The sequence below is a fragment of the Thermoactinomyces sp. DSM 45891 genome, assembly GCF_900119485.1.
Classification (GTDB): Bacteria; Bacillota; Bacilli; order Thermoactinomycetales; family Thermoactinomycetaceae; genus Baia.
In genome coordinates this window covers 1-22,370 of the sequence record NZ_FPJZ01000026.1, presented here as the reverse complement: position 1 = coordinate 22,370, position 22,370 = coordinate 1, and the positions used below count along the sequence as shown (strand labels likewise).

Annotated in this window: 32 protein-coding genes; 6 read left to right on the top strand and 26 right to left on the bottom strand. The window is 38.5% G+C overall.

Features of this window, described 5'->3' with window-relative positions:
- The 3 genes from BT147_RS14190 to BT147_RS15920 all read right to left on the bottom strand — a co-directional run.
- Positions 1-493 (bottom strand): IS3 family transposase (locus BT147_RS14190; protein ID WP_072336791.1); only part of this gene is annotated, 493 nt, incomplete at its 3' end.
- A gap of 126 nt (positions 494-619) precedes the next feature.
- The gene (locus BT147_RS14185) at positions 620-1,999 is read right to left on the bottom strand and encodes an MmcB family DNA repair protein (protein ID WP_072336788.1); all 1,380 of its coding nucleotides are present in this window, start codon (positions 1,997-1,999) and stop codon (positions 620-622) included.
- Positions 2,000-2,204: 205 nt separating this feature from the next.
- Complete coding sequence (locus tag BT147_RS15920; protein ID WP_286119537.1) at positions 2,205-2,522, bottom strand: hypothetical protein; 318 nt, start codon at positions 2,520-2,522, stop codon at positions 2,205-2,207.
- A 334-nt stretch (positions 2,523-2,856) separates the two neighbouring features.
- On the opposite strand from BT147_RS15920, the gene BT147_RS14175 reads away from it, so the two are divergent.
- Positions 2,857-3,108 carry a hypothetical protein gene (locus BT147_RS14175; protein ID WP_072336782.1) on the top strand — a complete coding sequence of 84 codons (252 nt, stop codon included), beginning with the start codon at positions 2,857-2,859 and terminating at the stop codon, positions 3,106-3,108.
- A gap of 309 nt (positions 3,109-3,417) precedes the next feature.
- On the opposite strand, the gene BT147_RS14170 is transcribed toward BT147_RS14175, so the two are convergent.
- Entirely contained in the window at positions 3,418-4,512 is a 1,095-nt protein-coding gene (locus BT147_RS14170; protein WP_072336779.1) for a trypsin-like serine peptidase, read from the bottom strand.
- A 105-nt stretch (positions 4,513-4,617) separates the two neighbouring features.
- Here BT147_RS14170 and BT147_RS14165 point away from each other — a divergent pair, with 105 nt between their 5' ends.
- Positions 4,618-4,965, top strand: a complete 348-nt coding sequence (locus tag BT147_RS14165) for a hypothetical protein (protein WP_072336776.1) — start codon at positions 4,618-4,620, stop codon at positions 4,963-4,965.
- 209 nt (positions 4,966-5,174) lie between these two features.
- Here the strand turns inward: BT147_RS14165 and BT147_RS14160 are convergent, their stop codons facing one another.
- Positions 5,175-5,360: a hypothetical protein gene (locus tag BT147_RS14160; RefSeq protein WP_072336773.1), complete on the bottom strand. Its 186-nt coding sequence runs from the start codon at positions 5,358-5,360 to the stop codon at positions 5,175-5,177.
- Positions 5,361-5,377: 17 nt separating this feature from the next.
- Positions 5,378-6,100: a hypothetical protein gene (locus BT147_RS14155; protein ID WP_072336770.1), complete on the bottom strand. Its 723-nt coding sequence runs from the start codon at positions 6,098-6,100 to the stop codon at positions 5,378-5,380.
- Positions 6,101-6,211: 111 nt separating this feature from the next.
- Between BT147_RS14155 and BT147_RS14150 the strand changes: the two genes are divergently transcribed.
- Positions 6,212-6,886: a hypothetical protein gene (locus tag BT147_RS14150; RefSeq protein WP_072336767.1), complete on the top strand. Its 675-nt coding sequence runs from the start codon at positions 6,212-6,214 to the stop codon at positions 6,884-6,886.
- Positions 6,887-7,441: 555 nt separating this feature from the next.
- Here the strand turns inward: BT147_RS14150 and BT147_RS14145 are convergent.
- From BT147_RS14145 to BT147_RS14050, 20 genes are all read right to left on the bottom strand, one after another.
- Positions 7,442-8,176, bottom strand: coding sequence for a hypothetical protein (locus tag BT147_RS14145; protein ID WP_072336764.1), 735 nt, complete (start codon positions 8,174-8,176; stop codon positions 7,442-7,444).
- Between the two features lie 17 nt (positions 8,177-8,193).
- Positions 8,194-8,355, bottom strand: coding sequence for a hypothetical protein (locus BT147_RS15675; RefSeq protein WP_177239853.1), 162 nt, complete (start codon positions 8,353-8,355; stop codon positions 8,194-8,196).
- A gap of 24 nt (positions 8,356-8,379) precedes the next feature.
- Entirely contained in the window at positions 8,380-8,613 is a 234-nt protein-coding gene (locus tag BT147_RS14140) for a hypothetical protein (RefSeq protein ID WP_072336761.1), read from the bottom strand.
- A 39-nt stretch (positions 8,614-8,652) separates the two neighbouring features.
- Positions 8,653-8,988: a hypothetical protein gene (locus tag BT147_RS14135; protein ID WP_072336758.1), complete on the bottom strand. Its 336-nt coding sequence runs from the start codon at positions 8,986-8,988 to the stop codon at positions 8,653-8,655.
- A 669-nt stretch (positions 8,989-9,657) separates the two neighbouring features.
- Entirely contained in the window at positions 9,658-9,978 is a 321-nt protein-coding gene (locus BT147_RS14130) for a hypothetical protein (RefSeq protein ID WP_072336755.1), read from the bottom strand.
- A 176-nt stretch (positions 9,979-10,154) separates the two neighbouring features.
- A complete protein-coding gene (locus BT147_RS14125) occupies positions 10,155-10,691 on the bottom strand; it encodes a hypothetical protein (protein ID WP_072336753.1) in 537 nt (178 codons plus the stop codon).
- A gap of 651 nt (positions 10,692-11,342) precedes the next feature.
- Positions 11,343-12,710, bottom strand: a complete 1,368-nt coding sequence (locus tag BT147_RS14115) for a hypothetical protein (RefSeq protein ID WP_072336747.1) — start codon at positions 12,708-12,710, stop codon at positions 11,343-11,345.
- Positions 12,711-13,109: 399 nt separating this feature from the next.
- Positions 13,110-13,961: a hypothetical protein gene (locus BT147_RS14110; protein WP_072336744.1), complete on the bottom strand. Its 852-nt coding sequence runs from the start codon at positions 13,959-13,961 to the stop codon at positions 13,110-13,112.
- 18 nt (positions 13,962-13,979) lie between these two features.
- Positions 13,980-14,198 carry a hypothetical protein gene (locus BT147_RS14105; RefSeq protein ID WP_072336741.1) on the bottom strand — a complete coding sequence of 73 codons (219 nt, stop codon included), beginning with the start codon at positions 14,196-14,198 and terminating at the stop codon, positions 13,980-13,982.
- A gap of 19 nt (positions 14,199-14,217) precedes the next feature.
- Entirely contained in the window at positions 14,218-14,853 is a 636-nt protein-coding gene (locus tag BT147_RS14100; RefSeq protein WP_072336738.1) for a Fic/DOC family protein, read from the bottom strand.
- Between the two features lies 1 nt (position 14,854).
- On the bottom strand, positions 14,855-15,028 hold the full coding sequence (locus BT147_RS15670) for an antitoxin VbhA family protein (RefSeq protein ID WP_177239851.1): 174 nt from the start codon (positions 15,026-15,028) through the stop codon (positions 14,855-14,857).
- 205 nt (positions 15,029-15,233) lie between these two features.
- Positions 15,234-15,941, bottom strand: a complete 708-nt coding sequence (locus tag BT147_RS14090; RefSeq protein WP_286119534.1) for a recombinase family protein — start codon at positions 15,939-15,941, stop codon at positions 15,234-15,236.
- A gap of 10 nt (positions 15,942-15,951) precedes the next feature.
- Entirely contained in the window at positions 15,952-16,320 is a 369-nt protein-coding gene (locus BT147_RS14085; protein WP_072336729.1) for a hypothetical protein, read from the bottom strand.
- Positions 16,321-16,671: 351 nt separating this feature from the next.
- Entirely contained in the window at positions 16,672-16,929 is a 258-nt protein-coding gene (locus BT147_RS14080; protein WP_072336726.1) for a hypothetical protein, read from the bottom strand.
- On the bottom strand, positions 16,922-17,209 hold the full coding sequence (locus BT147_RS14075; RefSeq protein WP_072336724.1) for a hypothetical protein: 288 nt from the start codon (positions 17,207-17,209) through the stop codon (positions 16,922-16,924). The genes BT147_RS14080 and BT147_RS14075 overlap by 8 nt, the downstream gene beginning before the upstream one ends.
- The gene (locus BT147_RS14070) at positions 17,206-17,469 is read right to left on the bottom strand and encodes a hypothetical protein (protein ID WP_072336721.1); all 264 of its coding nucleotides are present in this window, start codon (positions 17,467-17,469) and stop codon (positions 17,206-17,208) included. The genes BT147_RS14075 and BT147_RS14070 overlap by 4 nt, the downstream gene beginning before the upstream one ends.
- A 12-nt stretch (positions 17,470-17,481) precedes the next feature.
- Positions 17,482-17,796 carry a hypothetical protein gene (locus tag BT147_RS14065; protein WP_072336718.1) on the bottom strand — a complete coding sequence of 105 codons (315 nt, stop codon included), beginning with the start codon at positions 17,794-17,796 and terminating at the stop codon, positions 17,482-17,484.
- A gap of 33 nt (positions 17,797-17,829) precedes the next feature.
- Complete coding sequence (locus tag BT147_RS14060; protein ID WP_072336716.1) at positions 17,830-18,285, bottom strand: hypothetical protein; 456 nt, start codon at positions 18,283-18,285, stop codon at positions 17,830-17,832.
- 65 nt (positions 18,286-18,350) lie between these two features.
- Complete coding sequence (locus BT147_RS14055; protein ID WP_072336713.1) at positions 18,351-18,545, bottom strand: hypothetical protein; 195 nt, start codon at positions 18,543-18,545, stop codon at positions 18,351-18,353.
- Positions 18,542-19,336, bottom strand: a complete 795-nt coding sequence (locus tag BT147_RS14050) for an ERF family protein (protein ID WP_072336710.1) — start codon at positions 19,334-19,336, stop codon at positions 18,542-18,544. The genes BT147_RS14055 and BT147_RS14050 overlap by 4 nt, the downstream gene beginning before the upstream one ends.
- 189 nt (positions 19,337-19,525) lie before the next feature.
- On the opposite strand from BT147_RS14050, the gene BT147_RS14045 reads away from it, so the two are divergent.
- The 3 genes from BT147_RS14045 to BT147_RS14035 all read left to right on the top strand — a co-directional run bounded on the left by BT147_RS14045 (position 19,526) and on the right by BT147_RS14035 (position 21,997).
- Entirely contained in the window at positions 19,526-20,854 is a 1,329-nt protein-coding gene (locus tag BT147_RS14045; RefSeq protein WP_072336707.1) for a methyltransferase, read from the top strand.
- Positions 20,855-21,000: 146 nt separating this feature from the next.
- A complete protein-coding gene (locus tag BT147_RS14040; protein WP_072336705.1) occupies positions 21,001-21,279 on the top strand; it encodes a hypothetical protein in 279 nt (92 codons plus the stop codon).
- A 277-nt stretch (positions 21,280-21,556) separates the two neighbouring features.
- Positions 21,557-21,997 carry a hypothetical protein gene (locus BT147_RS14035; RefSeq protein ID WP_072336702.1) on the top strand — a complete coding sequence of 147 codons (441 nt, stop codon included), beginning with the start codon at positions 21,557-21,559 and terminating at the stop codon, positions 21,995-21,997.
- The last annotated feature ends 373 nt before the right edge of the window (positions 21,998-22,370 follow it).

Genomic DNA, 22,370 nt, shown 5'->3' with positions numbered 1-22,370 from the left:
TCTTGTTGGCTGACTTTTCCCTTTCGTGAATTAAGGCATTCAACTTTTTTAGATAGGCATTCTCCATTTGTAGTCGCTTATTCTCTGCTCGTAATGCTTCCTCTGTACCCAGTTCCTGTTTCTTCTTTGTCTTCTTTTTCAAGGATGGACGCCCCTTTTTCTTTTGTTTAAGAGCGTCTATTCCTTGTGTTTCATACAAACTCCTCCATTTTCTCACGGTATCTGTAGAGGGGATATTGAAGACTGCAATAGTTTCTTGAATGGACGCTCCTGTTTCGTTCATATAGGTTAGTACATCCATTTTAAACTCCATTGGATAATTTTCATAGGCTATCTGAAACGCTTTATCCCCATGCCTTTTATACTTATTTACCCACTGTTTTAAAAGAGTAAGGTTTACTTGATGTTTCTTCGCGATTTCTTTATATGACTCGACGCCGTCGAGGTAGTCTTGTATAGCATTTAATTTTACCTCTAAAGAATATTTAGTCATAGAAAAAGCACCTCCAACTGTTGGTTTTGTGTCCAACAATTGGGGTGCAGTTCAGTTGAGGAGATAGCTTGTTTTCGTATATCTAAAAACCCAACCTTTACAGCGAAAAAAGTGTCTATCCACCTGTTAGTGGCCAAAGCTAAACCTTCTTGACAATTGCCTACCGATATTAAATGCTGTGTCCTCCGCTTGTTCAGCTTTCGACATTGGTTTGCATTCCCGATCTATTTCTAAATGCTTGGAATGTGCTTTCAAAAGTCCAACGTTTGTACACTGACTATCAATCTGCATCCAATATAGGAGATCTTTCTCAGCTACAAAATAATAAGAATCACAGTACTTGAGATATCGTTGCCACTTTTCATCCTTCTTAAAATCTTGATAGCTTGCTTTGCATTCAAGAATACATATCTTCCCCTCTTTATCTACACCGATCACATCACAGCGAAGATTATCTGGGAGAGTCAATTCAGTTGTTACCATATATCCCTTATTATAGAGCCATTTTAAGCCAAGTGCTTGTAAATTGCCGTGTTTCTCCATATCAAATGAAGCAAATTGATTAGATCTATTTAATGCTTCACTAAAGGACTCTGGTCTACGTTTGCGGAAAGATTTAAGACCTTCTTCTGCCTGCTTCATTTCCTGTTCAATCTCTTTCAATCGCTTCTTTTCTTGGGTGATTTTCTGACCTATTAATTTGGATAGAGAATCGATTCCCCAGTACTCAGCTTCTTCAGGAATATCCCAGTAAACCCAATCGTTTTGTGGTACATATTCATAATTGTATTCTGTTCGGTACCCTCGTTTTTTACGCTTTTGGAAATCTTCAGCAATAGCTAGGACATCTAGTACATAGTGGGTTCGTATCTTTTCCCAGGCATCTTCTGGATGGACTTCTTCCTTAAATACAATGATCCCCTTTTTCTTGAGGTTACGTTGCCAATTGTAGTCTAATCTCTTTGCGAGACATGGCCGATCGTTACGAAGTCCAAGATGATCCATGAGGAAATCTAAGGCATCATCATTGGTGACCTCATGAAAGAGTTCAGGTAGAAGCTTCTTTATCTTCTTACGCTCTTTCTCGATAGAATCGATGGTTTGCTCTAATTTTTCTCGTTCTCTCTCTAGATCACGAACCTTATACTTGACGTTTTTTTCTACCTCTCGGAGCCGATCCCTCTTTTCCTTGATAAGTGTAGGGTACTCTATTAGGTCATCACGTTTAATATTAGGTTCAATCGACATCAGGATCTCACCAAGTCCATCCCAGTCTTTTTCTCGAAACATAGAAAGCAAAAATAAGCCATTGAGTCCTAGTTGGCTCCACTTCTGAACATGTTCAGGTTGACAGTACTCTTCTAATTGCATCAGACAATTTCTAAACTGACTTAGCTTTTTAGCTTGGCTTTCAGTAAATCCCTGTTTCATTAAATCGGATGGCTTCCATCCTTCACGAAGTCTTTGAATAGCCCACAGGCTACGCTCATCTTTACCAGTAATCATAAACGTCACCTCGGTACTCGGAGTACTTTTAAATCAGTATATCATTTCGAGTACTCCGAGTACTATTTGGATAAGGCCATACTGATGTGGAAGATATAAAACTTGATATAGGGACTAATATTTTATATAGTAAAATATGAAGAATCACAACGAAGAGAGACTATTCCACTATCAGGGAGGAATAGTCTCTCTTCGTTTATCTTGATCAACTGATATGCAATCGTATGTATTCACTTGGTGATTTACCGGATTTTTCTATCTTAGTCCATTGATCAGCCGTTAAAGTAAGCGAAACTTTTTTCGTAATACCGATTCGTTTTTTACCTGATCCAGCTCGTTTTCCTCCCCATGTGTCACAAGGAAGATCCGGTATAGGAAATTGAGCTTGATATATGGTCTGGAGCCAATCAATATAAATCCAAAAGGGCATTTTTCCATCCCATGCTTGAAAGTCCTGATAGAAAATATCTATCATTTCTTTCGAATGCCCCTTGTCGGGATTTATGTATAACTTGATATCCAACATTCTAACCCTCCTTGATATAGGTTCCTTTTATCAAGACAATCGCTAATTCCGCTTGATGTAGGTTCCTTATATCAAGTTTCTCCACATTTTATTAATTTATAGCCCTAACTAAAGGCTAATAAAATATCTCTGTAACATGTCACACTTGATTATTTATGTCTAATTACTTACTATGCACGATCAAATACATCAAAGTGGAGGTTGATTAGCATGAATAAACAAACCAAGGCACTGTTTACGAATCATACACATACAGCTACATTAGAGAATTATGGTGATATAAAAATTGTAGTATTGAAAGGTGTTTCACTAAATATCAGATATGTATTTGATGGAACAATATTATATATCTGGTGATGTGGGACAAGCAGTCTTTGAATTTGCAGAGATAGTTCAGCCCAGTGATGTAAGTACTTATGATCTTGACTATTTATGCGGAAAGTTAGTTTCTCATTCTTGGAATCATGACATATTTGATCCAGAAATGGCAACTAAACGTATCAGAGAGTGGTTCTACAACCAACCAGCCAGTGAAATTGAGTATGTCAGCCAAGATATGGAGCGCTTCCAAGTGATAATGTAATCCCATTCAATAAGACCTGCTCTGATTGATTAGGAATTAGGAGCGTTGGATCCAAAAAAGAAAGCACCTTTAGTCAGATGCAGAGGGGAAAACCTAGCTAGATGTCTACTATTATTCATACTGGACTTTCTAGGACAGTTTTAAACATTAAACACATTTAAAAACAAAGATAAGCTATCTCCACCACCACAGAGGAATAGCTTATCTTTGTTTTTATATATGCTCAAGAAGAGGATATATAGGATGAAACTAGCACTTATTTTTATTGTAAATAAAAAAATGTCAATTAGCAATAAAGCTCCCAAATGATTACTTCTTCATCCAATACTTGATTAGGTCATAGTTTTTCCCTGTAAAGCGAGGGCCATAGGCTATAGAGTCCCGATCACTCAAGCTATTTAAGCTTATAGCTGCCACCACACCAGCTTTTGAGTTCCACATAGGCCCACCGGACATGCCGCCTTCGGTATATTGATTCGTGATCATGTATTGACTGTACAAGTCTGTCAGCTTGCCTAATGAATTGTATTGATATAAGCCTTTGTTAAGGAATTCTGGGCTTTCAGCTGGATATCCGTGAGCTAGGACTTGCTCTCCTACAGCATGTTTTGTGGATCGGATATTGAGCGATGAATCTGACTTTTGATCAACTCGTATTGCAGCAAAATCAACAGGAGCGACTTTAGTAGGATCTAGTTTTTTATTCGAATCCCTTTTTACCTTCGGAAAATCGGAATTCACCCAAAAAGCATCTGTATAGGAAGCTGGGTAGGGTTGATCAACTCCATTCAATGCTCTCACAACCATGATAGAGTTTGCTGCTCGTACCCCTTCCGGTCTGTCGATGTCCCATACACAGTGAGAAGCTGTTATTACAGTGTCCTCATCTACATGGAATCCTGTACAGAGATAATAGTTGCTTGGATCATCAGGGTTATGCCCATCGTCAAAACTCATCATGAGCGTGGCGATTGCGCTGTTCGGATGTAAGGAGGTATTAATGACTTTACTCAAGTCCTTTGGGCTTCCTTGAATAATTATTTTGGATGATGATTGCTGACTCTCTTGTATGCCCTCCTCCATTGACTCCTGAGAGAGTGGTACCTGCTCAATTGATCCATCACTACTGATGCTTGTGCCTGATGGCAAGGACTGCAATGTCTCTTGAGAGATAGAGTTGATGTCTGGCTTTCCTTCTTTTTTTAAGGTGAACTTCTTCTGCTTTTTAGCTTCATTTGCGATTTTCAATAATTGCTCTTGTTGTGCCTTGGGAAGATCTTTTAGGGCCACTCTCGAAAAATCCACAAAACTATTAGTGGGTGTTTTAGGTTGTACTGGCGATGGAATAATGGGTAAGCTCACTAAACTAGTTACTATAGTTGTAAATAATACCTTTCGCATCATTATCTGTATCCTCCTCTACTAATATAAGCGTAATTGTATTTTTCGAATTAATATAAATCAATACATTTTTTTGATAATATAAGAAGGAATACTGGAGGGATAACGATGCAGAAAAAGCGTTTGATTCCTGCTTTGATCCTACTTGGATTACTAGTTGTTGGGGGTAGTTTCTGGTATCTATACGATGATCGAGTTGATGTAACAATTGAGGTTGTTGATGAGAACAATAAACCACAAAAAGTAAGCATATATGTGGTTGAAGAAGAAGATATGTATCCTTTCAGACCGTCTAGTACAGATGCTAATGGACAGCTGCATTTGAAGAAGCTAGAAGCTGGCTTGTATAGATTTGACATTCTAACAGACTCTGACTGGGAAAAGATTGATGAGAAAAAGAAAATCAGTAAAGAACATTCCAAGTTTCGTTTTGTTCTAAAAAAGAAAGACTTATGAGGGGTAAGTCCGAGATAAGTCCAAAAACGACCATACAGATAGAAAAAAATGTATAAGGGGCATACAGCCCCTTATACCATGCAGATTCTAATTCGAGTTTTCCATCTATAGGGCTTGCTCACAGGGTTCGTGTTGTGAACCGCAAAGTAGATGCTATTTAATGTAAAAGAAGAAAGCCTCCTGTTAAACAAGGCTTTCTTCTTTTACATTTATTTATCATCAGTCACTAATCCCCTATATTCTTGTGCTTGTTCTAGCGTCCATATAGGTGTGGATGCTAACACTTGAATAGGTTCTGGTAATTCTGGACGTACTTTTTTCCCTTCTCGTTGACCTTTCAATTTTTTCGAAAGGCGTTGAACACTCCAACCTAGTATCTCAGCAAATTCTTTCATACCGACGAGAGGGATATCTACTTTCCCAGAGATGTAATCTCATCCATATACTCATCTACATCACGACTCAAGTCCTCAAGATGGATTTTTAAGTATGAAGAGTCTACAAGCTCTCCTAATGGGTAACTTCCTTGATAATCGTCCCATTTTTCGATCAAATATTGGTCTCGCTGAAGCTTTCCATCCTCTGTAATCACTTTATACACTTTTTGATGTTCATTCGATCCACCTGTTACATGCCCCCTTGCTCTCTCACTCCATTCATCAAGAGAAACTGCTTCATCAGTTACTTCGAGAATATAGACACTATCAAACGAAAATCTCCTATAATCATTCCCATCCCACCAATCATAGACCATGGATTCCTCATATTTTGTATAGGATTGGAAGGTGTTATATTCTGTATAAGTTATGAACTCTCTAGGTTTCTCTCCATCTTCATCACCATAGCTAATTTCTACATCACTATAGCCAGCCCACTTAAAAAACCTTTCTAACTCTTCAAGATTCATTTTGTCAGTCGATTTACGCTCTCCCTCGTCTTCTTCAAGCTGTTCAATTTCTTCTTCTGTTAAACCATCGTAATCTAAATAGCTTTTCAATTTTTTGTTAAGCTCATCGATATGATCTAAAGGAATATTTTCGACGACTAAATCATAGCCAACAAAAATCACCCTTTCAATCTCGCTTGCATCTCGAATTAAAAAACCCTTCTCTGTAATGATGGCCATCTTTTTCATTTTGATCTCCTCTTTTCAGTAAGTGTTTACTTTGTTAACCCTATTATACCAAAAGTGTTTACTTTGTAAACTATTTTTTATATAATAAAGGTAACCAAGGAGGATTGATCTATGCCGCCTAAATCAGATTTATTAGGTAAAATATTCGGGAGACTAACTGTTCTTGAATTATCTCATAAACAAAATCGGCAACAGGTCTGGAAATGTCAGTGCATTTGCGGACAAATTAGATACATTACAAGCGCCATGCTTATAAGCGGAAATACCCGTTCTTGTGGGTGTTTAATCGGAGATGTAGCAAGAAAAACACACACGAAAAATGATGATATGAAAGTGGGTGACCGTTATGGTTCACTTACAATAATAAAACAAGAGTGTAATCTGAAATGGTTGTGTCAATGTGATTGTGGTGAGCAAAAGGTTGTTAGAAGTTGTGATTTACGCAACAAACAGGTAAAATCCTGTGGATGCTTACAAAAAGAAAGCATAAAAACTACGTTGAAACAGCGTTGGCTACAAAAAGAGCAGATAGGTGTAGATATACCTTCTCTTACCAAAAGTATTAGCACCAGAAACACTACAGGGGTAAAAGGCGTATCTAGGAAGCGGATGAGGAATGGTGATGTAAAGTATATAGCATCCATAACAGTTAATGGCCGCACACATCGTCTAGGAGAGCACGAAACAATTGAAGAAGCTGCTAGAGCACGAAAGAAATTAGAGGAGATGTATTTTCAACCTTATCTAGAAAAGAGGGGTAAAAGGGGTCACGGTAACATCGGATAATTCTTATCTTTCTGAAGATCTACTTTGCGGTTTACAACAGTAACCCTGTGATTACCCCTAAGAGGAGTGAGATCAAAAAAATTGTTACACAACAACTGGTTTTACTATTTTTCTTGCCGTTTGTGGTGGCTTCGTCACATGCTCTGGTCATACTATCTACGTGGAACCAAATAGAAATAAAAGCTACCCAGTTAACCCAATCACTCCAAGTAATATCCATCTTTTTGATGATTCAGTCGATCTATTTCCTATGGATTCGTTCGAAGTATATTCGGTCGATTTTTCATGTATAGAGGTCCTCTTGTACCAAGTAAATATATAGTATTTACATTTTTTTCTATCTATATGGCCGTTTTTGGACTTACCTCGGACTTACCCCTATGAGAGTTAACTCTCTCATAGGTCTCCTCAAAGCCCTCAACCCCTTTGTTTTCGTGTGATCATGCCATCTTTCAAAGCAGGTTCTTGAGGGCGGTTAGAAATCTCCTCGAGGAACCTGCTTTGTTGTCGCCAACTTTATTCACCTAGCTTCCTATAAAGGGTAGAACCAGTCCATTACTTTTCACATTTAATTGTAGATGTAGAGCCTTGTTGCTTATAAGGTTTCAGCTTAATCCCAGGCCCGATACCTTCATTTGTGGTATCATCAAACTTTACAAATGAGAAGCATGGTAGTAAAACTCCATCTCTATGTTCAGCTACCAAAAATGTATCATTACGTATGTCCAATACTGCCTTATTTGTTGCAACACCATCCTTATAGAGTGGGGATAGTAAGTTGTCAGATGAGTAGTTTTGGACAAATGCTACAACTCCAGGGATTAGAAACAAGATTGTAAAAGCTACAGTTATTATCCGGTACAGAGTTGGAGGATGTGCCTTTCTTAATGCAAATAATACGTAAATCATTGTAAATAGAACAGCAACCATTGCCATTATAGTCGGTATGGCCTTTGTCAGAGATGGATCAAAGTAGGATAGTGGGACATTCCATTTTAAAAAATGGCTTATCTCATAGATATAACTGGTGCTGATCCGTGAAGCCATAAAAATTAAAATGATAGATACTACCGAAAGCAATCCGATGGCAACTTGTTTTATTACTGAGTCTTCTGTTTTGGGCTTCTTCTTTTTTGCGAGTACGAACTTCTTTGCAAATCCTAAGAGCTCATTTGGAGAAACCTCTGCTAGTGTGGATTTCTGTGCAGATTTTAAGACCTCGTTTACAGAGACCTTTCCGGTGTAAACTCCACTCTTAGCTTTTTTGAGTCGGTACTTCTTCTCACTCATCCAATAAACTCCTCCTTCTATATTTTCCAAAGACCATGCATAACACCAAAATAAAATACAGCAATCATCATAAGGGAAAGGATGAAATTTTGCCTTCTCTCTAGCTTGGCTCTATATCTGGTCAACCGTTCTTCTCCACTTTGATCACGAATGGTCATCCTTTTCATCTCATTGCTCATTGATATATTCCTCCATATTTCAATTTAAAAGGTATCATCCAAGAAACGTTGCAGCTCTTCGATTGATTCATCGCATTCTCGCTGAACAATATTGCTTTTCCCTATTTTAAACTTGTTCAGTGTGTATATCCCCCTCTTGATAGCTAGTTCTAAGGGAGTCTCTTCTCTTACAAAGCTATTGGCTACATTTTGCACAAAGCCTTGATTCTCGTTGTTTTTTTCAGCTGTGGCCGCTTCTCTGATTAACTGTTCTAACATGCAGTCTAACCCTCTCTGGGCGAATTACATCCCATCTTCCTATTCATCTTCTTTGGAGCTTTGGTCGAGGGATGTTTGATTTTTACTCATTTCAATTGTTTCATCTAAAGCCTTACTGATTTCTTCAAGTTCCTTAAGTTGGTTACGAATCCGCCTATTGATCAACATACTGGTAATCATTAAATAGATAGATCCAGTTGCTATATACAACATATGAACTTGATAAACAATGCAACAAGCAAGGAATGTACAAGTAGCTAGTAATACGAATACCTCAAGAAGTCTTAAATGATTATACATTTTCATGATGAAGTAAAGTATATATAGAATGAATAGACCTGTAAAAACATAGGTCATATTGATTACGATTTCCATCGCTATCAACTCCTCCCTAGTACCTCTCAGTTGTCAAAATGGTACCTGGTCTAAGAAGGCGAAGAATGCTGAATTAAGATCTCTTTCACTTGTTCAGTCAAATCTACGTCCCCACAACCGAATTGAACCAGCTCGCCCATTCTTCCCTTTATTTGACAGAATTCATTTAACAGTTGTACACAGATCTCAGCATGGTCATATATGTCCAACTCGTCTATAGGGGTATGGGGAGCAGTCGAACAGGAAACCACAATAAGCCTTATCGGATGTAGCAATTGGAATAAATTTGTATATGGTCCCTTATTTTGCTTTTGGTTGCCATCCAGACCACAGTACCAGCAAACGAACGGTAATGCGCATTTGTTAGATATTAGGAAGTTCATATCCGATAATATACAATATCGGCAATAGAAACACCGTTTCAATGCGGTACACATCCGATAAGGTAGTAAATAAGCCTAAAACCCCATGTCCGATATGGTCTATTGTGATTTCCTGCTCCGTTGCTCCCTATACCCCTCTATACTGTTGATTTTGTTGTATGTAACAGTCGGATAATCTGAAAGAAATACACCGTGACCGTTCTCATCTTCTCCAAAAGAAACCAATATGTTGTAGGTTACATCCATCATGAATCACCCCTTTGTTATTTATCGGCTTTCACCATTATCAGGCTTCATCTACTGACAATACAGTCCAGACATCCGGATCACTCTTCTTATTCCGTTCCACCTTGAACATTCTGGAACCAACCAATCCATTTTCTTCAGTATGAGCAGTTGCTTTCAAAGTAAGAATCTCGTCAGAGAACGGCTGAATCTTGTATAGCTGATCATCTTGCTCTGTAATCTCTGCTTTCTTCACAATCTCCCAATCAATCCATCCACCAAATGGGCCATTGTATGAACCAGTTAGATATTCCAAAATTCCATCATCGTCTGTCCCATCGAATGACTCTCCAACTGTGAAAAGAAATATTTTTTTGCTCATTTTTCATTCCTCCCGACTTCGAGGGTAAGAATCCCCCCTCATATTAAAAACATGCACCTGTAAGCCTGTTTAAGCGATTATTTTTCTTTCTGAGTGTAATAGGTATACCCAAATAGTTTTTTCTCATAATGATGCCCACAGCTTGTCTCAGAAGAAATCACACCAAATACCGACTTCTAATACTTCTTCATTAAGGCTTCAAAAGCTACTTGTCTAAATTCACCGTATAAAGATCCTAATGTATCATGTATATCAGCTGAATAACCATTGAAGCAGACATTCGCTAAGTCTAACAACGCTCCCTCACCAGTAGACATACCTGTATTTTCTCGGATTCCTTCAAAGTCGATTTTTTGTGTACCTAGATATGTATCTACCACTTTTCCATTTGCTTGAAGGAAAGAAAGAACATAAAGCGCAGTATCATACTCCGTATTTTGATAATTGTAGTCGTTCAGCACCTTAATTTTCATTTCAACAAACAACTTTCGGTGGTTTTCACTTACAAACTTCATTCCCATCATCTCCTCTAGATCAATAATGTTAAAATCAGTCTCCATCTTGGCAATTACCTCACGAAGCAACAAAATCTTTTCAAGTCGTGAAGCATCTTCTCCTTGCTTTATATAATCTTGATAAAGCTGATCATGCTGCCCCTTAAGATCCTGAATAAATTCGATCAGCTTTTTGGTACGAATCATCTGTCCTGCCACTTTCTCACCTCATAACTGTATACAGTATGCCCTGCCTCTTGTATACAGTATACCGTATACAAGACTTTTTAACCACATCTAATCTATAGTTTATAAAAATAACTAGTTTGAAAAGCAAACAAAGATATACTACCGCCCTTCGGTTGCTGGATTCTTCACCTCGTAAGGGGAAAAACACCCCTTCCTCGGTATCAGAATAGGGTTCTCCTCAAAAAAAATAATGATCCAGCATACCCCCATTTTACAGATTTTGGTTGATCCACCTTTTCGGGGGAATGTCCAGAGAATACCAGGATGTTCTATTCGACTGCTCCTAGGCTTATTCTAGATGATCCGCCCCCCTTTCCCCCAGTCCAGAAAACCAAAGCTAAGCTAAAGGAAGAATCCAAAAACTATCAGAACGACCCAGTTAGTAGTAGAACATACAAACGAGTGCATAAAGATAAAGAGCGAAAAAAGAAAAAACCCTCCAGCAAAAAGCTGAAGAGCAAAAAGATAAAACCTAGAAAGCAAGGGAAAAACAAGTGCAGTCCACTTAGTATATATGTTTATAGTGACATACCATGGACAGGGAACATACGTTCCTATATTCGCTTACATAAACAGGTTTATTCTCTAATATTTAACAAATGCGTACACTGGTTCCGTCCCTTATAGTGACATACTATGGACACCTAGTTGCTTCTTCAACCGAATGATTGTTGACCTTGGAATCTTTGTTATACGTGACAATTCCGCATTTGATGCTTCCGGATGTTCCTTAATTGCAAGTTCTAGACACTCTAGTTTTTCATCGACTTTCTTTCTTGTGCTTTGAAGATACTCTTCTCGATCTACCGCTCCGTCTAAACGCCTCTTTTCTCTTTGGTAATCTGTATTCCTTTGACGTTTCACTTCCCGTCCGATCAGAACTCGAAAGTGCTCCATTTCCTCTGATGTAATGTTCAATTTTTCGATGATGGTGCTAGACTTCTCTGGTTTGACTAGATAGCGATCCAAACCCATCATCTTATAATCATTCTTGCCAAACTCCTTGAGGAACTGTATCGCATCCTCGTATCCGGATTTTGCTGTTCTCTCCACCTCTACTAGATTTTCTTCTGGGTCATGAAACTTTTGATTGATATTTCTTGCAAAGGTGACAGTGCACTCTTCATCCTTCAAGATTAGAGCAATTGTAAAACTATAGGTATACAGAAATGTATTTCTGTATTTCTCAAACGGCTTGTCTTGGCGTAATTCTACCAATTTTTCCAAGTCATCTTTCTTCTTCGTGTTTAACGTGTATAGCGACACTACACCAGGTGGAGAAAAAATGACTACTTCTGGCTTCTTCTTTTTTTTCTTCTTTTTCTTGCGAATCTCTTCTAATGGTGTTACAAACTGGTATAGATCTTGTAAAGAATACTCATTTGGATTCCAGATCTCAACACTAGAACGAGCTGGTACCTTTTGATTGATTGTGTTTGGAAAGCGAAAGACCCTGGTCGGATCACTTGCTTGGGGATCTGCGTTTAGGAAAGATAATTTGGAAATATACTGGGTAGTGATGTATCGGGAGAGCCATGTCATTTGTGGCGCTGCTCCCCCCGTAATACCATAAACTAACTGCAAACCTTGTCCAGAGTGAATCAATAGGTTTGGCTCTGGTAATGACTGATCAATAATCATACACTGGATCTCATCTATTGCTTCGTTTGGTGTTATATCAATCTTGTGTATATCGAGATCTACTCCAATGTTTCGGATTTGGAGAAGGTCAGATTCTTTTCGGCTCCCATACCGAAAGGCATTTAAGGCAAGGTGCATATTACTCTTCATGTTCTCAAGCGCCTCGGCATATCCTATCATCTGGGGAATGTCATTCAACCCCCAAAAGCGATGTTCTTTTTCGGGAAGCTTGAAAGTACAAACGAATCCCGTCTTCTTTTGGGCTGATAAGAAGCACTCCCACCAATTATTAATAGGAACTGGTGTACTCTGTTGGTCAAAACTATTAAGTTTTTTTGCTGCAGGCATACTTTCCCCTCTCTGAAAAAGCCTGCCCTGAACCCTTGATTTTTTTCCTATATATGTATATAATGAGATAAAGCTATTTGGAAAACGGCTTATTTACGGTTCAGGGCCATTGATGTTGTGGGAACATCATAGGCTTTTTCTTTTTGCTTTTTTTCTATTTACGACTGTTTATGTAAACCTTTTTCTGGTAATACTACTAGTTTATATGATTTGCTAGAATTAGTCTACTAGATTGAGAAAATAGTGATTTTTGGTATTAAATGGTATATGGTGTGGTTTTGTGGAGTTTTGATTAACTAAACCCAAGAAATGCCTTCCTTGTCTTTTATTTGAAAACAAGAAAAGCATTTCTTGATCAGCTCTTCCCCAACTCACTAGAGCCAATATCCAGTCTATGATCTACAGTTCCCAGTCTGATTCGTACAAGCTAATCAGTAGTCTATATGCAGCAGAGTCTACATAGCCCTTATCTCTGAGTTCTATAAATGGACATACAATATTCTTTATAATTTTGTATCGAAGCTCTCTATTCCTAATTCTCTTTTTCCAATATCTATCCAAATGTAAACATTTTTCAAAAATACCAATATTTCGTTTATACTTCTCTTTAATGATTTGAGTACTCACATCATCTCCCGAAAAAGATGGAGGTCTGTAAAACTTAAATACCTCTTTATCGCCATACATAACCATATTGTTATCATAATGCCAGCTAAGATGGCATTTTCGAAGCAACTCATACCAGCTTTCCTTTAAGGATAAAAGCATAAGATAGTTCCTATACTTTTCCTTAACTAACTTATATATCTCTACTCGAGCATAAATATAAGGAGCGTCAACAACCTTTGCCCAAAGGGTACGATGTGTACCATCCTGTTCAATATAGTATTGATCAAGGCGTGGATAGTAGCATCCTCGTACTTTATATTTAGGGAGTGAAAAAGAATGAATAAACGACTCTAACCCTTTTTGCTCCATGCTTCTTCTAAGTGATTCAATTCGAACCTCCACTATACTTCCAGCTTGGCAATTAAAATGATCCCACCAAGTCCCATCTCGTCCCCTACGGAATCTTGGCAAACTAACTATTTTATCTACTGGTATCAACCGTTCAACAGTTTCAACATACTCAAAACACTCTTGGAGATCTGAATCCATTCCTTGAACAATTTCGTTCTTTAGAACCTGGATATGTTCTGAAGATACCCCCTTCTCTACTAAATACAACTCCATTTCATCTGCATTCATCACAATGTACAGTATCCTCTCTTAATTTTGGTACATGTATTCTTTCAAGCGAATCACTTTATCAATCTCCTGCTCTGAGGCCATCTTTTCTCCTTCCTCAACATCATCTATCGTCTCACAGTAGAGCGATCCCTCATACATTTGCAGGTAGACAGCCCCATCTTCGAAAATACCAATCGCCTCCTCACCATCCTTTAAACCACCATACCTTACCCCTATTTCAGAAAACAAATTCATCATCTCAAATTCCTCCTTTATCTTATCTTCCTAAATCCAAATCACAGCTTTGATAAAATCTCATTAGGCTTTTATCGGGGTGATGATTAGTGATACAAGATTTAATCGCCTCTTGTAGATCCTTTGTATCCGTAATAGATTTGATGGTAGCTTGCATGATCGTATCCTTGTCTAGATGCTTCCAGTTCAACTCGTAACCATTACTCAACGCTAGGGTACGAATGAATTCCCGTTGTGTCCGTCCGTTCCCCTCACGGAAAGGATGAATCATATTGATCTCCGAATTGTAGTAAGCAGCTCTCTCACAAAACTCATCTATCTTCAAGCCCTTAAGATTCTTTTCTCTAGCTAGAGATCGGAAGAGATCTTTTGATACATCCTGTATATAGATGGTTCTCGCAAACATGGTGCTTCCCTTGGATATATCCTCTTCCCGAAGCTTGCCTGCCCACTGGTACACATCTTGAAATATGTACTTATGTATCTTTTGGAGGTGCTGGAAATTGAATTTCCCATAAATCGGGTTATTCTCCAGAGCGAAAAGTCGAAGACTAACCGCTCTTCTTTCGAATTTCTCCAATTGTTCCGAATCCGTGATGTCCGCTTTATTAATGAATGTGCCTGTTCCTGGATAAAAGTATTTTGACCTACCTGTCATCTCAATCGCTCTCCATCGCACGCTTAATGTATTCTTTTTGAGTGATCTCCCCCCTCGCTCTGGCTAAGAATAACTCCAGATCTTCCTCTGTCAGATCAAGTCCTTCAAAAGCCATAGTAGCTTTTACGTTCGGCAGCTTCGTTGCTATCTGTTCTTCAGTCCATTTTCTCTTCATTACAATCTCTCCCTTTCCCCTCACGTTGTTTCGTCAAGTTTATTCAAACATACATCAAGCAATATGATTCCACAAATTATAATGAAAACAAGGAGTAATTCCCAACTTAGAGTTTCCCCTACCAATAATCTTACCGATAATCTTCCTGCACAACTAAAAGTAATTGCTAAAATTATACATCCGCCCGCCAATAAGATTGGTCGATTCACGAATTCATTCCTCCACTCCTAGTTAAATGTTCACTATTATCCTGTCCGACTATCCCCATTTTTTCGAGTGACTTGATCCGCCGATAGAATGTGTTCGGTAGTAGTCCTACTCTGTTCATAAATTCTACCGCAGTAATTCCCTCGGCCTTCCAAATGGGGTAAAGCTCCTTTATGATCTTTATCTGATCGTCAGTAAGGTCTATCGGCTGCCTCCCCAGTTTCTTTCCTTTGGCTTTAGCAGCGGCTATCCCTTCTCGTTGTCGCTTCTTAATCTCATCACGCTCTCGCTCTGAGACAAAAGCCAACACTTGTAAAACCAATTCGGATACGAAACCGCCTAACACATCCTTGTGTTTGGTGGTATCTAGAAGGGGCATGTCCATCACCCTAATATCAACCTTCATGTCCTGGGTAATATGCTCCCATTCCTTTTTGATTTCCTTTGAGTTACGCCCAAAACGATCAATGGACTTGATATACAAAAGGTCTCCTTCACGCATACAACGCTTTAGGGCTTGATAGTGAGGACGATCAAAGTTTTTTCCAGACATCTTATCTATGAAAATGTCTCGCTCATCAATCCCAAGGGCTAGCATCTCTGTTAGCTGGCGATCAATATTCTGATCTTTCGAGCTAACCCTTATGTACCCAAATGCCTTATTGTTCATTTTCTCACCACTTAACTTGTAACTACTAGTTACCATTTTCCGCAACCTACCTGATGGACTTTAAATACTTCTTTTCCTCTCTTGGACTCATCTGTAAATACTTATCTCTCTGTGGCGGATCCATCAGAATAGAGTCCTCTTTAAATACCATTTCTTTTCCTTTGCGAGTAAGGATGACGGAGATAGGAAGAAAGATAATCGCTCCTGAGATCCCCATGTATCCAATCCAACTGATACTATGCTTGGATATGTACTCAAAAAACGAAAGAAGTAAAATCATTAGGATGATTATATTGATCACATTTAAACCGAATTGCAATGCCTTGTACTCATAACGTTGAGATACTAGATATATCCCTAACATAATGCTTGACATAAAACACAGAGCCAATAGAATTCCCACTAAGTCAATCACCAGTTATTTCTCTCCTTGTTGTTTCTAAGAATATTGTATCATACATATGTCATAAAGTCTATATTAATTATGAAATATGTCATAACTATTTTCATAACTCTATGACATACTTTTTTAACATCAGAATAGAGTATGTCATAGAGTGTACTCTATGACATACTCAGCAAAACCTAGTGACCTTCACCTTGTAGACTGGAAGACTGAATTGACTATAGTTTATTGAAGGAATATACTGATATTACGATCATTTAAATATGCTCGTATCCATTCTTTATTTTGTTTCTGGGATCTTTCTCACCGACGAATCGGTAGTAACGGAAGGGAACCGTTATTGAACTCCTATCTACTTGGCTAAGTGGATAGGTTTTTTTGAAGTTCTCGTTGGATAAACTCTAACACTCTTCTATTTTCGTTCATCCGATCTTTTATATCTTCAATATCTTGCTGGAGGGATTCTGTGTACTCTGCATCATTTTCCACTAGACCTAGTACATCTTCCTTACTGTCCAATAGTTCTTCATCTGCAAAGTAAGCCCCATCCAATTCACCCAATATGATATTTAGATCCTCTCTCGGAAGAGTAATATTGATTTCGTCCTGTCTAATCATTATGCACTGCCCCTTCCTCTTGTATGATTGCATTTGCGTGATACTCTGCCTCATTACAGATCTCCATTGCCAATTCGTAGGAAACAAAACTACGAATACGTGCTAGATACTCCATTGCAACATCTCTAGATATGAATTCAATATTACTCATTACCATTTCATCAGCCAGTTTTTCTAGCAGATCTTTTGCTGATACTGTGATCGAAAATTGAATGTATTGTTCTTGGTTTTCGATCTCCTTATATAAATCAACTACTTGCACCCCATTTAATCCATTCATACTGTTTTCTCCTCTCTATTTATCAGTTCGGAGGCATGATGTTCTGCAACTCGGACAACCTCACAATACAGATCATCAATATAATCCGATACGCTATCAAAGAATTCGTTTACGTCTCTCTCAGGGACTTCGTTTATTCCTTTTTGCTTCATCTCACTTTCGAATATCTTCAACAAATCCATCTTCGAGACGAGGAATGAAACATTATAAACATCTCTACTATAGAAATTCTTTATTTGATTAATGTTTATTGTTCTCACTTAGATCCCTCCTCAGAGTTTGTATGATTCAAACTCTGAATATTTTTTATACTCTGCTTTCTTTACCAGTTCTTGTATAATCAACCCTGTATAGTGTGAAAGTGGCTCGTCTAAACTGATCTCACAAATCTCGTGTTCCAGTAGGCATTCCATTCGCTCGACATACTTTTGTAGTCCTGCTGAAGTAACAGATAACTCATACTCTTTAAGCTCATCAATTAGATAGCCAGCAAACCTACTTGGATGAATCTTTATTGTAATTTCGATCTCCTGTTCATTATTTAAATAACGAACTATCTGTTCTTCATTCGAAATTTCATAACTCATTCAAAACATCCTCCTCTAATTTCCTTAACTATATTAAAACCAAACATACCTATCGGATGAATCGGGATGAACAAGAAGCAATTGACCATAATCATCCCGATCCCAAATTTTGTTATCACCTATGTCATTCAGCTCATCTATGGCATCCATGATGGCTTCCATATCCTCATCACTCAAGTATAAATCCTCATCCGCAACAAGGTAGTATCCTCGAAGCTCGCCAACAATATTATAATCACGATCTAATTCTTTTTTCCGTGTAACCATAGGGTGGTGAGTGTAACGAACATTAAAAGCTATGTTTTCTTCAAGACATCTGTCTTCCACTTCGTCATAAATCTCTCTGTTAGTGTCCCATGTACATTCGTCTAGATAGTCCTCTATTTCCTCCTTCCATCCAAGACGATTCATGATAACTCTAAGATGGTCACGTTTAATTTCCAATTCTACATAGTTGTATGTTTCAAGTGTAATCCATTGTTCGGACATAGCTGATTTTCCCTTCCGTTCTCCATTAATTTTTAAGTAGAGAAGGGGTTCTCCCCCTCCTCACGCTATTCGCAATACTGCCCTCTAAACGCCATACATCTTGCCGCTAAAACATATACGTGTCTCGCTGGTATACCTAGATCAACTAATTCCTGTACTCGTTCATAATATTCTTTAGTGCTTTGGTCGTTTAGCGGTACTTTCATTAGCCACGATTCAAAATCTAATAGTTTCTGTTGTGATGGTGTGCGCCAAGTCATGCGCTGACCCCCTTCTGTTTTAAAAATTCATCCACTTCTTTGTCTGTAATCGGTTTGTCATTCGGTGTCTCTACTACTTGACTGACTTTATGAGCCATCGCCAACTCCTTTAGATCTTCTGCTGAATGTTCACGGAAAAATTTAAGTACATCATGAAGAACATTCAAGTCACTAACTTCTGTCAAACTTTCGAATCCAAACTCTGCTTTAGTAATGGTCTGACGTTCTTCTTTGGATATTTTTTTGTTGGTTGCCTCTGTTCCAATCATGGTACGTCCTGTTTTGGCACGGTCTACATCATCAGCTTGCTTTTTCGGTGGTTGTAGCTTTTGTTGATGATTGTTAGAAGGCTGATTTCTCTTTTGTGATTGTTGTCCCTTGCCTTCTTTTGTTTTTCCTGAAACAGAGTTTGCGTCATCATCCACATCACCAGCCAAACCAAAAGCTGTTGCAAGAGCGTACCGAATTGCATATGTACGGACGATCCCAACCTCTTGAGGGTTTTTAGCTTCCGATGGCATAAAAATTGGATCACACAATATCCATTCACCCGATTCATGACAGATACGGATTGATACCCCTATATGCCCTTTATCGTTGTATACGACTTCGGTGAGATAAAATAGATTTGTTTCTCTAATCGCTGGTTGAATCGCATCAATCACATTTTGTAAATCCGCATACTTTTTCTTAAAGTAAGGGTTTTCTGCTGTTTTCTTAGGAGCCTCTACAATGGATTGAAACGTCGCCATTGCTGGGAATATGTTCTTGGTGTCTGCGCTAAACTTCATTTTTGTTTTCCCCCTTAATGTGTGCCTCTCTATACTCTCATTATACATTATAACAAAGTTTGAGTCAACTATATAATTTATATAAATTGTTGTTCATGAAGTGAAAATATAAATTATATAGTTGATTATTATTTTGATTTAATGTATAATGAGAGTATAAAGAAACGCAATTACGAAGGGATGATTTCAATGAATACACAAGCTTCCAAGCTCAGAGAGTTAGCAACAGGACTGACAAGAAAAATCCAGCACCTTAAATCGCCCGATCGCCTTACCAACACTCGTAGAAGATTAGGAATAGCAATAGGAATGATGGAAGAAGCGGACAAATTAGAACACTTACAGAAGGTTATGCTGTCTATCGCTGAATCAATTGAGGACGGAACAGCGGTCTACCTAAAAAGGATAAAAAATCGTACTCAAGTGGAGATGTTCATAAGCGAAACTCGCAGAATCAAGCGGTTACAGGATTCAGATAAGCCTTTCTACTATTACAGTGAGCAAAACAACAGCTATAGGGATACTGACAAAAGAAACCTGACAATGGAAGAAATTATTACACATACGAAGATGCCAAGTTTTGAGTGCGGCATATATAGGATAACTAACTTTATGAACGATCTAGATGTTCCAGAGAGCCATAGAGAAGATTATGCTAGAGTCCAGGGCTATATCGAATTAAGTAAAAATGATAATTATATTGATCTACTCCCTGTGCGAAAGGAAATGGAAAAGTTGCTCTCCATTGGAAAGCAACAAAGACACACTCAATATGAAACCAAATACATGCATAGCATACTGATGAAACGAAAGCGTTTAGAAGCAATAGGAATTCAATCCGATAAGGATTTCCGTGAAGCTTTGATTGAATTTATGGGCCACCTAAACGATACCAAAAAGAGCAAAGAGCAGCGTAGAATAGAACAAATTAAAATCAAGGAAAAGGAGATCGCACATCGCAAGATACCAGGCTACTTCCCAACACCAGAAGCTGTAGTTGAGGTAATGATACATGAAGCAGATATTTGTGACGAAATGAAGGTACTGGAACCAAGCGCAGGAGCTGGCCATATTGCGGATCAATTAGTTGAGCTGGACACTGGAGCTGACGTAATCGAGATCAACTACAGTTTGAGGGAACTGCTGAAAGAGAAGGGCCATCACATAGTTGGAGAAGATTTCCTCCAGTTTCATGAGAAGAATAAATATGATCGAATCATCATGAATCCACCATTTGAAAAGGGACAAGATGCAGAACATATCAGACACGCTTACAACCTAGTTAAACCTGGTGGAAAAGTAATTGCCCTGGCGAGTGAAGGCCCTTTTTTCAGACAAGATCAAATATCAAGAAATTTTCGGGACTTTCTAGAACAAAATGACGGCTACACTATACAGCTCCCCCCTAATTCCTTCCTGAGCTCAGATCGTTCAACAGGCGTTAACATCCGCTTAGTAGTTCTAGAGAAGCCATCAACCCCTGAAAAAAGACATTCATTGAAAGATGTCGCTAGTTAATTCCCAGTACGGACACCTTAACCAATTGGTTAGGATGTCCAGATTTCTTCAATAAATATTAATTTTATAGTTGATTTATATTTCGTTATAATGTATAATATAAATATAGCAAACAGGAAGTATCCCCCACTAAGGAGATGGAGCAAGTGAGTAAATACGCAACAAAGAAGATCCTTTGGGAGCTAACAAAAAATGGCCCTGTATATTGGGAATTCGAAAGTGAAAACGACGTTTTTGTACTAAAAGTCCGTGCTAAATCACTACAAGAAGCTGTTTCTAGAGCGAAAATGGTGCTGGATGCTGAAGTTGATGCTAGTCAATGGGATGTTCCTTGTGATCATTGCGGTACAGAGATTCGATACCAAAATCTATCAGGAATAGGTCAACTATGTAGCGATTGCCTAGAAAAAAGCTTGCCATTTTGAGCGAGTTTAAAGCCTACTTCGCCATCGGGGTAGGTTGCTTACCCCCGATGTAGTTTTAATAATGTTAATCGCCGCAACAGAAAGTTGTAGTATAAGTGTAAGGGGGCATATTAGAAGGCTCAGATCAGGGCGCGAAATCTGGATTAAACCCCATTACAACCCAAAACGATAATGGTACCTGCTCATTCAGAGTAGGTGCTAGTCCTAGTATTATTGCAAAGCCATCAGGAGTGATATCAATGAGTCGAAATCTAATAGTGGGTCTAGAGACCTTCGGATGCCACAAGGGAATATGCGTACAACTGGTATTGCAGTAGTACATGATGATATTCTTCTCCATTTAAAAGAGATACAAGCGAAGGAAAGTGAGGATCTATTACAGTATTGGAACCAAATACAGAGCGAGCTTGTCTATATTGTTGATAAATGGACGAAGAGATCGTTTTTCCGTGAAGAGGATCGACTTGTAGCCCTACGAGAGATACGGATTGTTTGCGGATCACCAAATGACCTAAGCTATCAAAAGGCGGAGAATCTTGATTTGATGAGTACATTGAAGTGGCACTGTGCGGAACAAGAATTGGATTTGCATATGCAAAATGCTGTAATCAAACCTCGGTGGACAGGTGAACCACTACCATGTGCGGGCTTACAAGGCGCAGAGGGAGCGAACGGCAAATTTGCCGCCACTTCGGGAAAAACTGGTAAATCGGATTAAGTAAGTTCCTAAAATGACTGGAGTCGGTACTAATTCGACTAGATAAACTTATTCAGACACGATATTTCCAACTGACGAGAGTGGGGAAATACCTGAGTTCCAATTCCATAGCGTTTATCGGTACTTTTTACTATTCAATTTCCAATAAATCCAGAAGTGGTGGCAAATTAGGAATTAAAAACGTCTCTTATACAGGCGTACAATAGCCCTTTTTGACGAGCGAGCTAGTACATCACATCAAAAACATGGGATATCCCCAATTACCAGGAGGTATTGGGTACATCCAAGGAGGCATTTGATGCCACCAATTGCCAGGAGGAACTGGATTTCCCCAAGATGGTATAGGAGTTATAGGATTAGGAGTTATAGGATT

Excerpts from the sequence above, each read along its gene's own strand:
- BT147_RS14115 (WP_072336747.1), bottom strand. The coding sequence starts at position 12,710 with ATGCCTGCAGCAAAAAAACTTAATAGTTTTGACCAACAGAGTACACCA.
- BT147_RS14170 (WP_072336779.1), bottom strand. The coding sequence starts at position 4,512 with ATGATGCGAAAGGTATTATTTACAACTATAGTAACTAGTTTAGTGAGC.
- BT147_RS14160 (WP_072336773.1), bottom strand. The coding sequence starts at position 5,360 with ATGAAAGAATTTGCTGAGATACTAGGTTGGAGTGTTCAACGCCTTTCG.
- BT147_RS14090 (WP_286119534.1), bottom strand. The coding sequence starts at position 15,941 with ATGGTAACTAGTAGTTACAAGTTAAGTGGTGAGAAAATGAACAATAAG.
- BT147_RS14045 (WP_072336707.1), top strand. The coding sequence starts at position 19,526 with ATGAATACACAAGCTTCCAAGCTCAGAGAGTTAGCAACAGGACTGACA.
- BT147_RS14140 (WP_072336761.1), bottom strand. The coding sequence starts at position 8,613 with ATGTTAGAACAGTTAATCAGAGAAGCGGCCACAGCTGAAAAAAACAAC.
- BT147_RS14185 (WP_072336788.1), bottom strand. The coding sequence starts at position 1,999 with ATGATTACTGGTAAAGATGAGCGTAGCCTGTGGGCTATTCAAAGACTT.
- BT147_RS14065 (WP_072336718.1), bottom strand. The coding sequence starts at position 17,796 with ATGAGTTATGAAATTTCGAATGAAGAACAGATAGTTCGTTATTTAAAT.
- BT147_RS14135 (WP_072336758.1), bottom strand. The coding sequence starts at position 8,988 with ATGGAAATCGTAATCAATATGACCTATGTTTTTACAGGTCTATTCATT.
- BT147_RS15675 (WP_177239853.1), bottom strand. The coding sequence starts at position 8,355 with ATGAGCAATGAGATGAAAAGGATGACCATTCGTGATCAAAGTGGAGAA.
- BT147_RS14130 (WP_072336755.1), bottom strand. The coding sequence starts at position 9,978 with ATGAGCAAAAAAATATTTCTTTTCACAGTTGGAGAGTCATTCGATGGG.
- BT147_RS14050 (WP_072336710.1), bottom strand. The coding sequence starts at position 19,336 with ATGAAGTTTAGCGCAGACACCAAGAACATATTCCCAGCAATGGCGACG.
- BT147_RS14155 (WP_072336770.1), bottom strand. The coding sequence starts at position 6,100 with ATGAAAAAGATGGCCATCATTACAGAGAAGGGTTTTTTAATTCGAGAT.
- BT147_RS14080 (WP_072336726.1), bottom strand. The coding sequence starts at position 16,929 with ATGATTAGACAGGACGAAATCAATATTACTCTTCCGAGAGAGGATCTA.
- BT147_RS14100 (WP_072336738.1), bottom strand. The coding sequence starts at position 14,853 with ATGACAGGTAGGTCAAAATACTTTTATCCAGGAACAGGCACATTCATT.
- BT147_RS14075 (WP_072336724.1), bottom strand. The coding sequence starts at position 17,209 with ATGAATGGATTAAATGGGGTGCAAGTAGTTGATTTATATAAGGAGATC.
- BT147_RS14165 (WP_072336776.1), top strand. The coding sequence starts at position 4,618 with ATGCAGAAAAAGCGTTTGATTCCTGCTTTGATCCTACTTGGATTACTA.
- BT147_RS14105 (WP_072336741.1), bottom strand. The coding sequence starts at position 14,198 with ATGATGAATTTGTTTTCTGAAATAGGGGTAAGGTATGGTGGTTTAAAG.
- BT147_RS14175 (WP_072336782.1), top strand. The coding sequence starts at position 2,857 with ATGGAACAATATTATATATCTGGTGATGTGGGACAAGCAGTCTTTGAA.
- BT147_RS14150 (WP_072336767.1), top strand. The coding sequence starts at position 6,212 with ATGCCGCCTAAATCAGATTTATTAGGTAAAATATTCGGGAGACTAACT.
- BT147_RS14035 (WP_072336702.1), top strand. The coding sequence starts at position 21,557 with ATGCCACAAGGGAATATGCGTACAACTGGTATTGCAGTAGTACATGAT.
- BT147_RS14055 (WP_072336713.1), bottom strand. The coding sequence starts at position 18,545 with ATGACTTGGCGCACACCATCACAACAGAAACTATTAGATTTTGAATCG.
- BT147_RS14060 (WP_072336716.1), bottom strand. The coding sequence starts at position 18,285 with ATGTCCGAACAATGGATTACACTTGAAACATACAACTATGTAGAATTG.
- BT147_RS15670 (WP_177239851.1), bottom strand. The coding sequence starts at position 15,028 with ATGAAGAGAAAATGGACTGAAGAACAGATAGCAACGAAGCTGCCGAAC.
- BT147_RS14145 (WP_072336764.1), bottom strand. The coding sequence starts at position 8,176 with ATGAGTGAGAAGAAGTACCGACTCAAAAAAGCTAAGAGTGGAGTTTAC.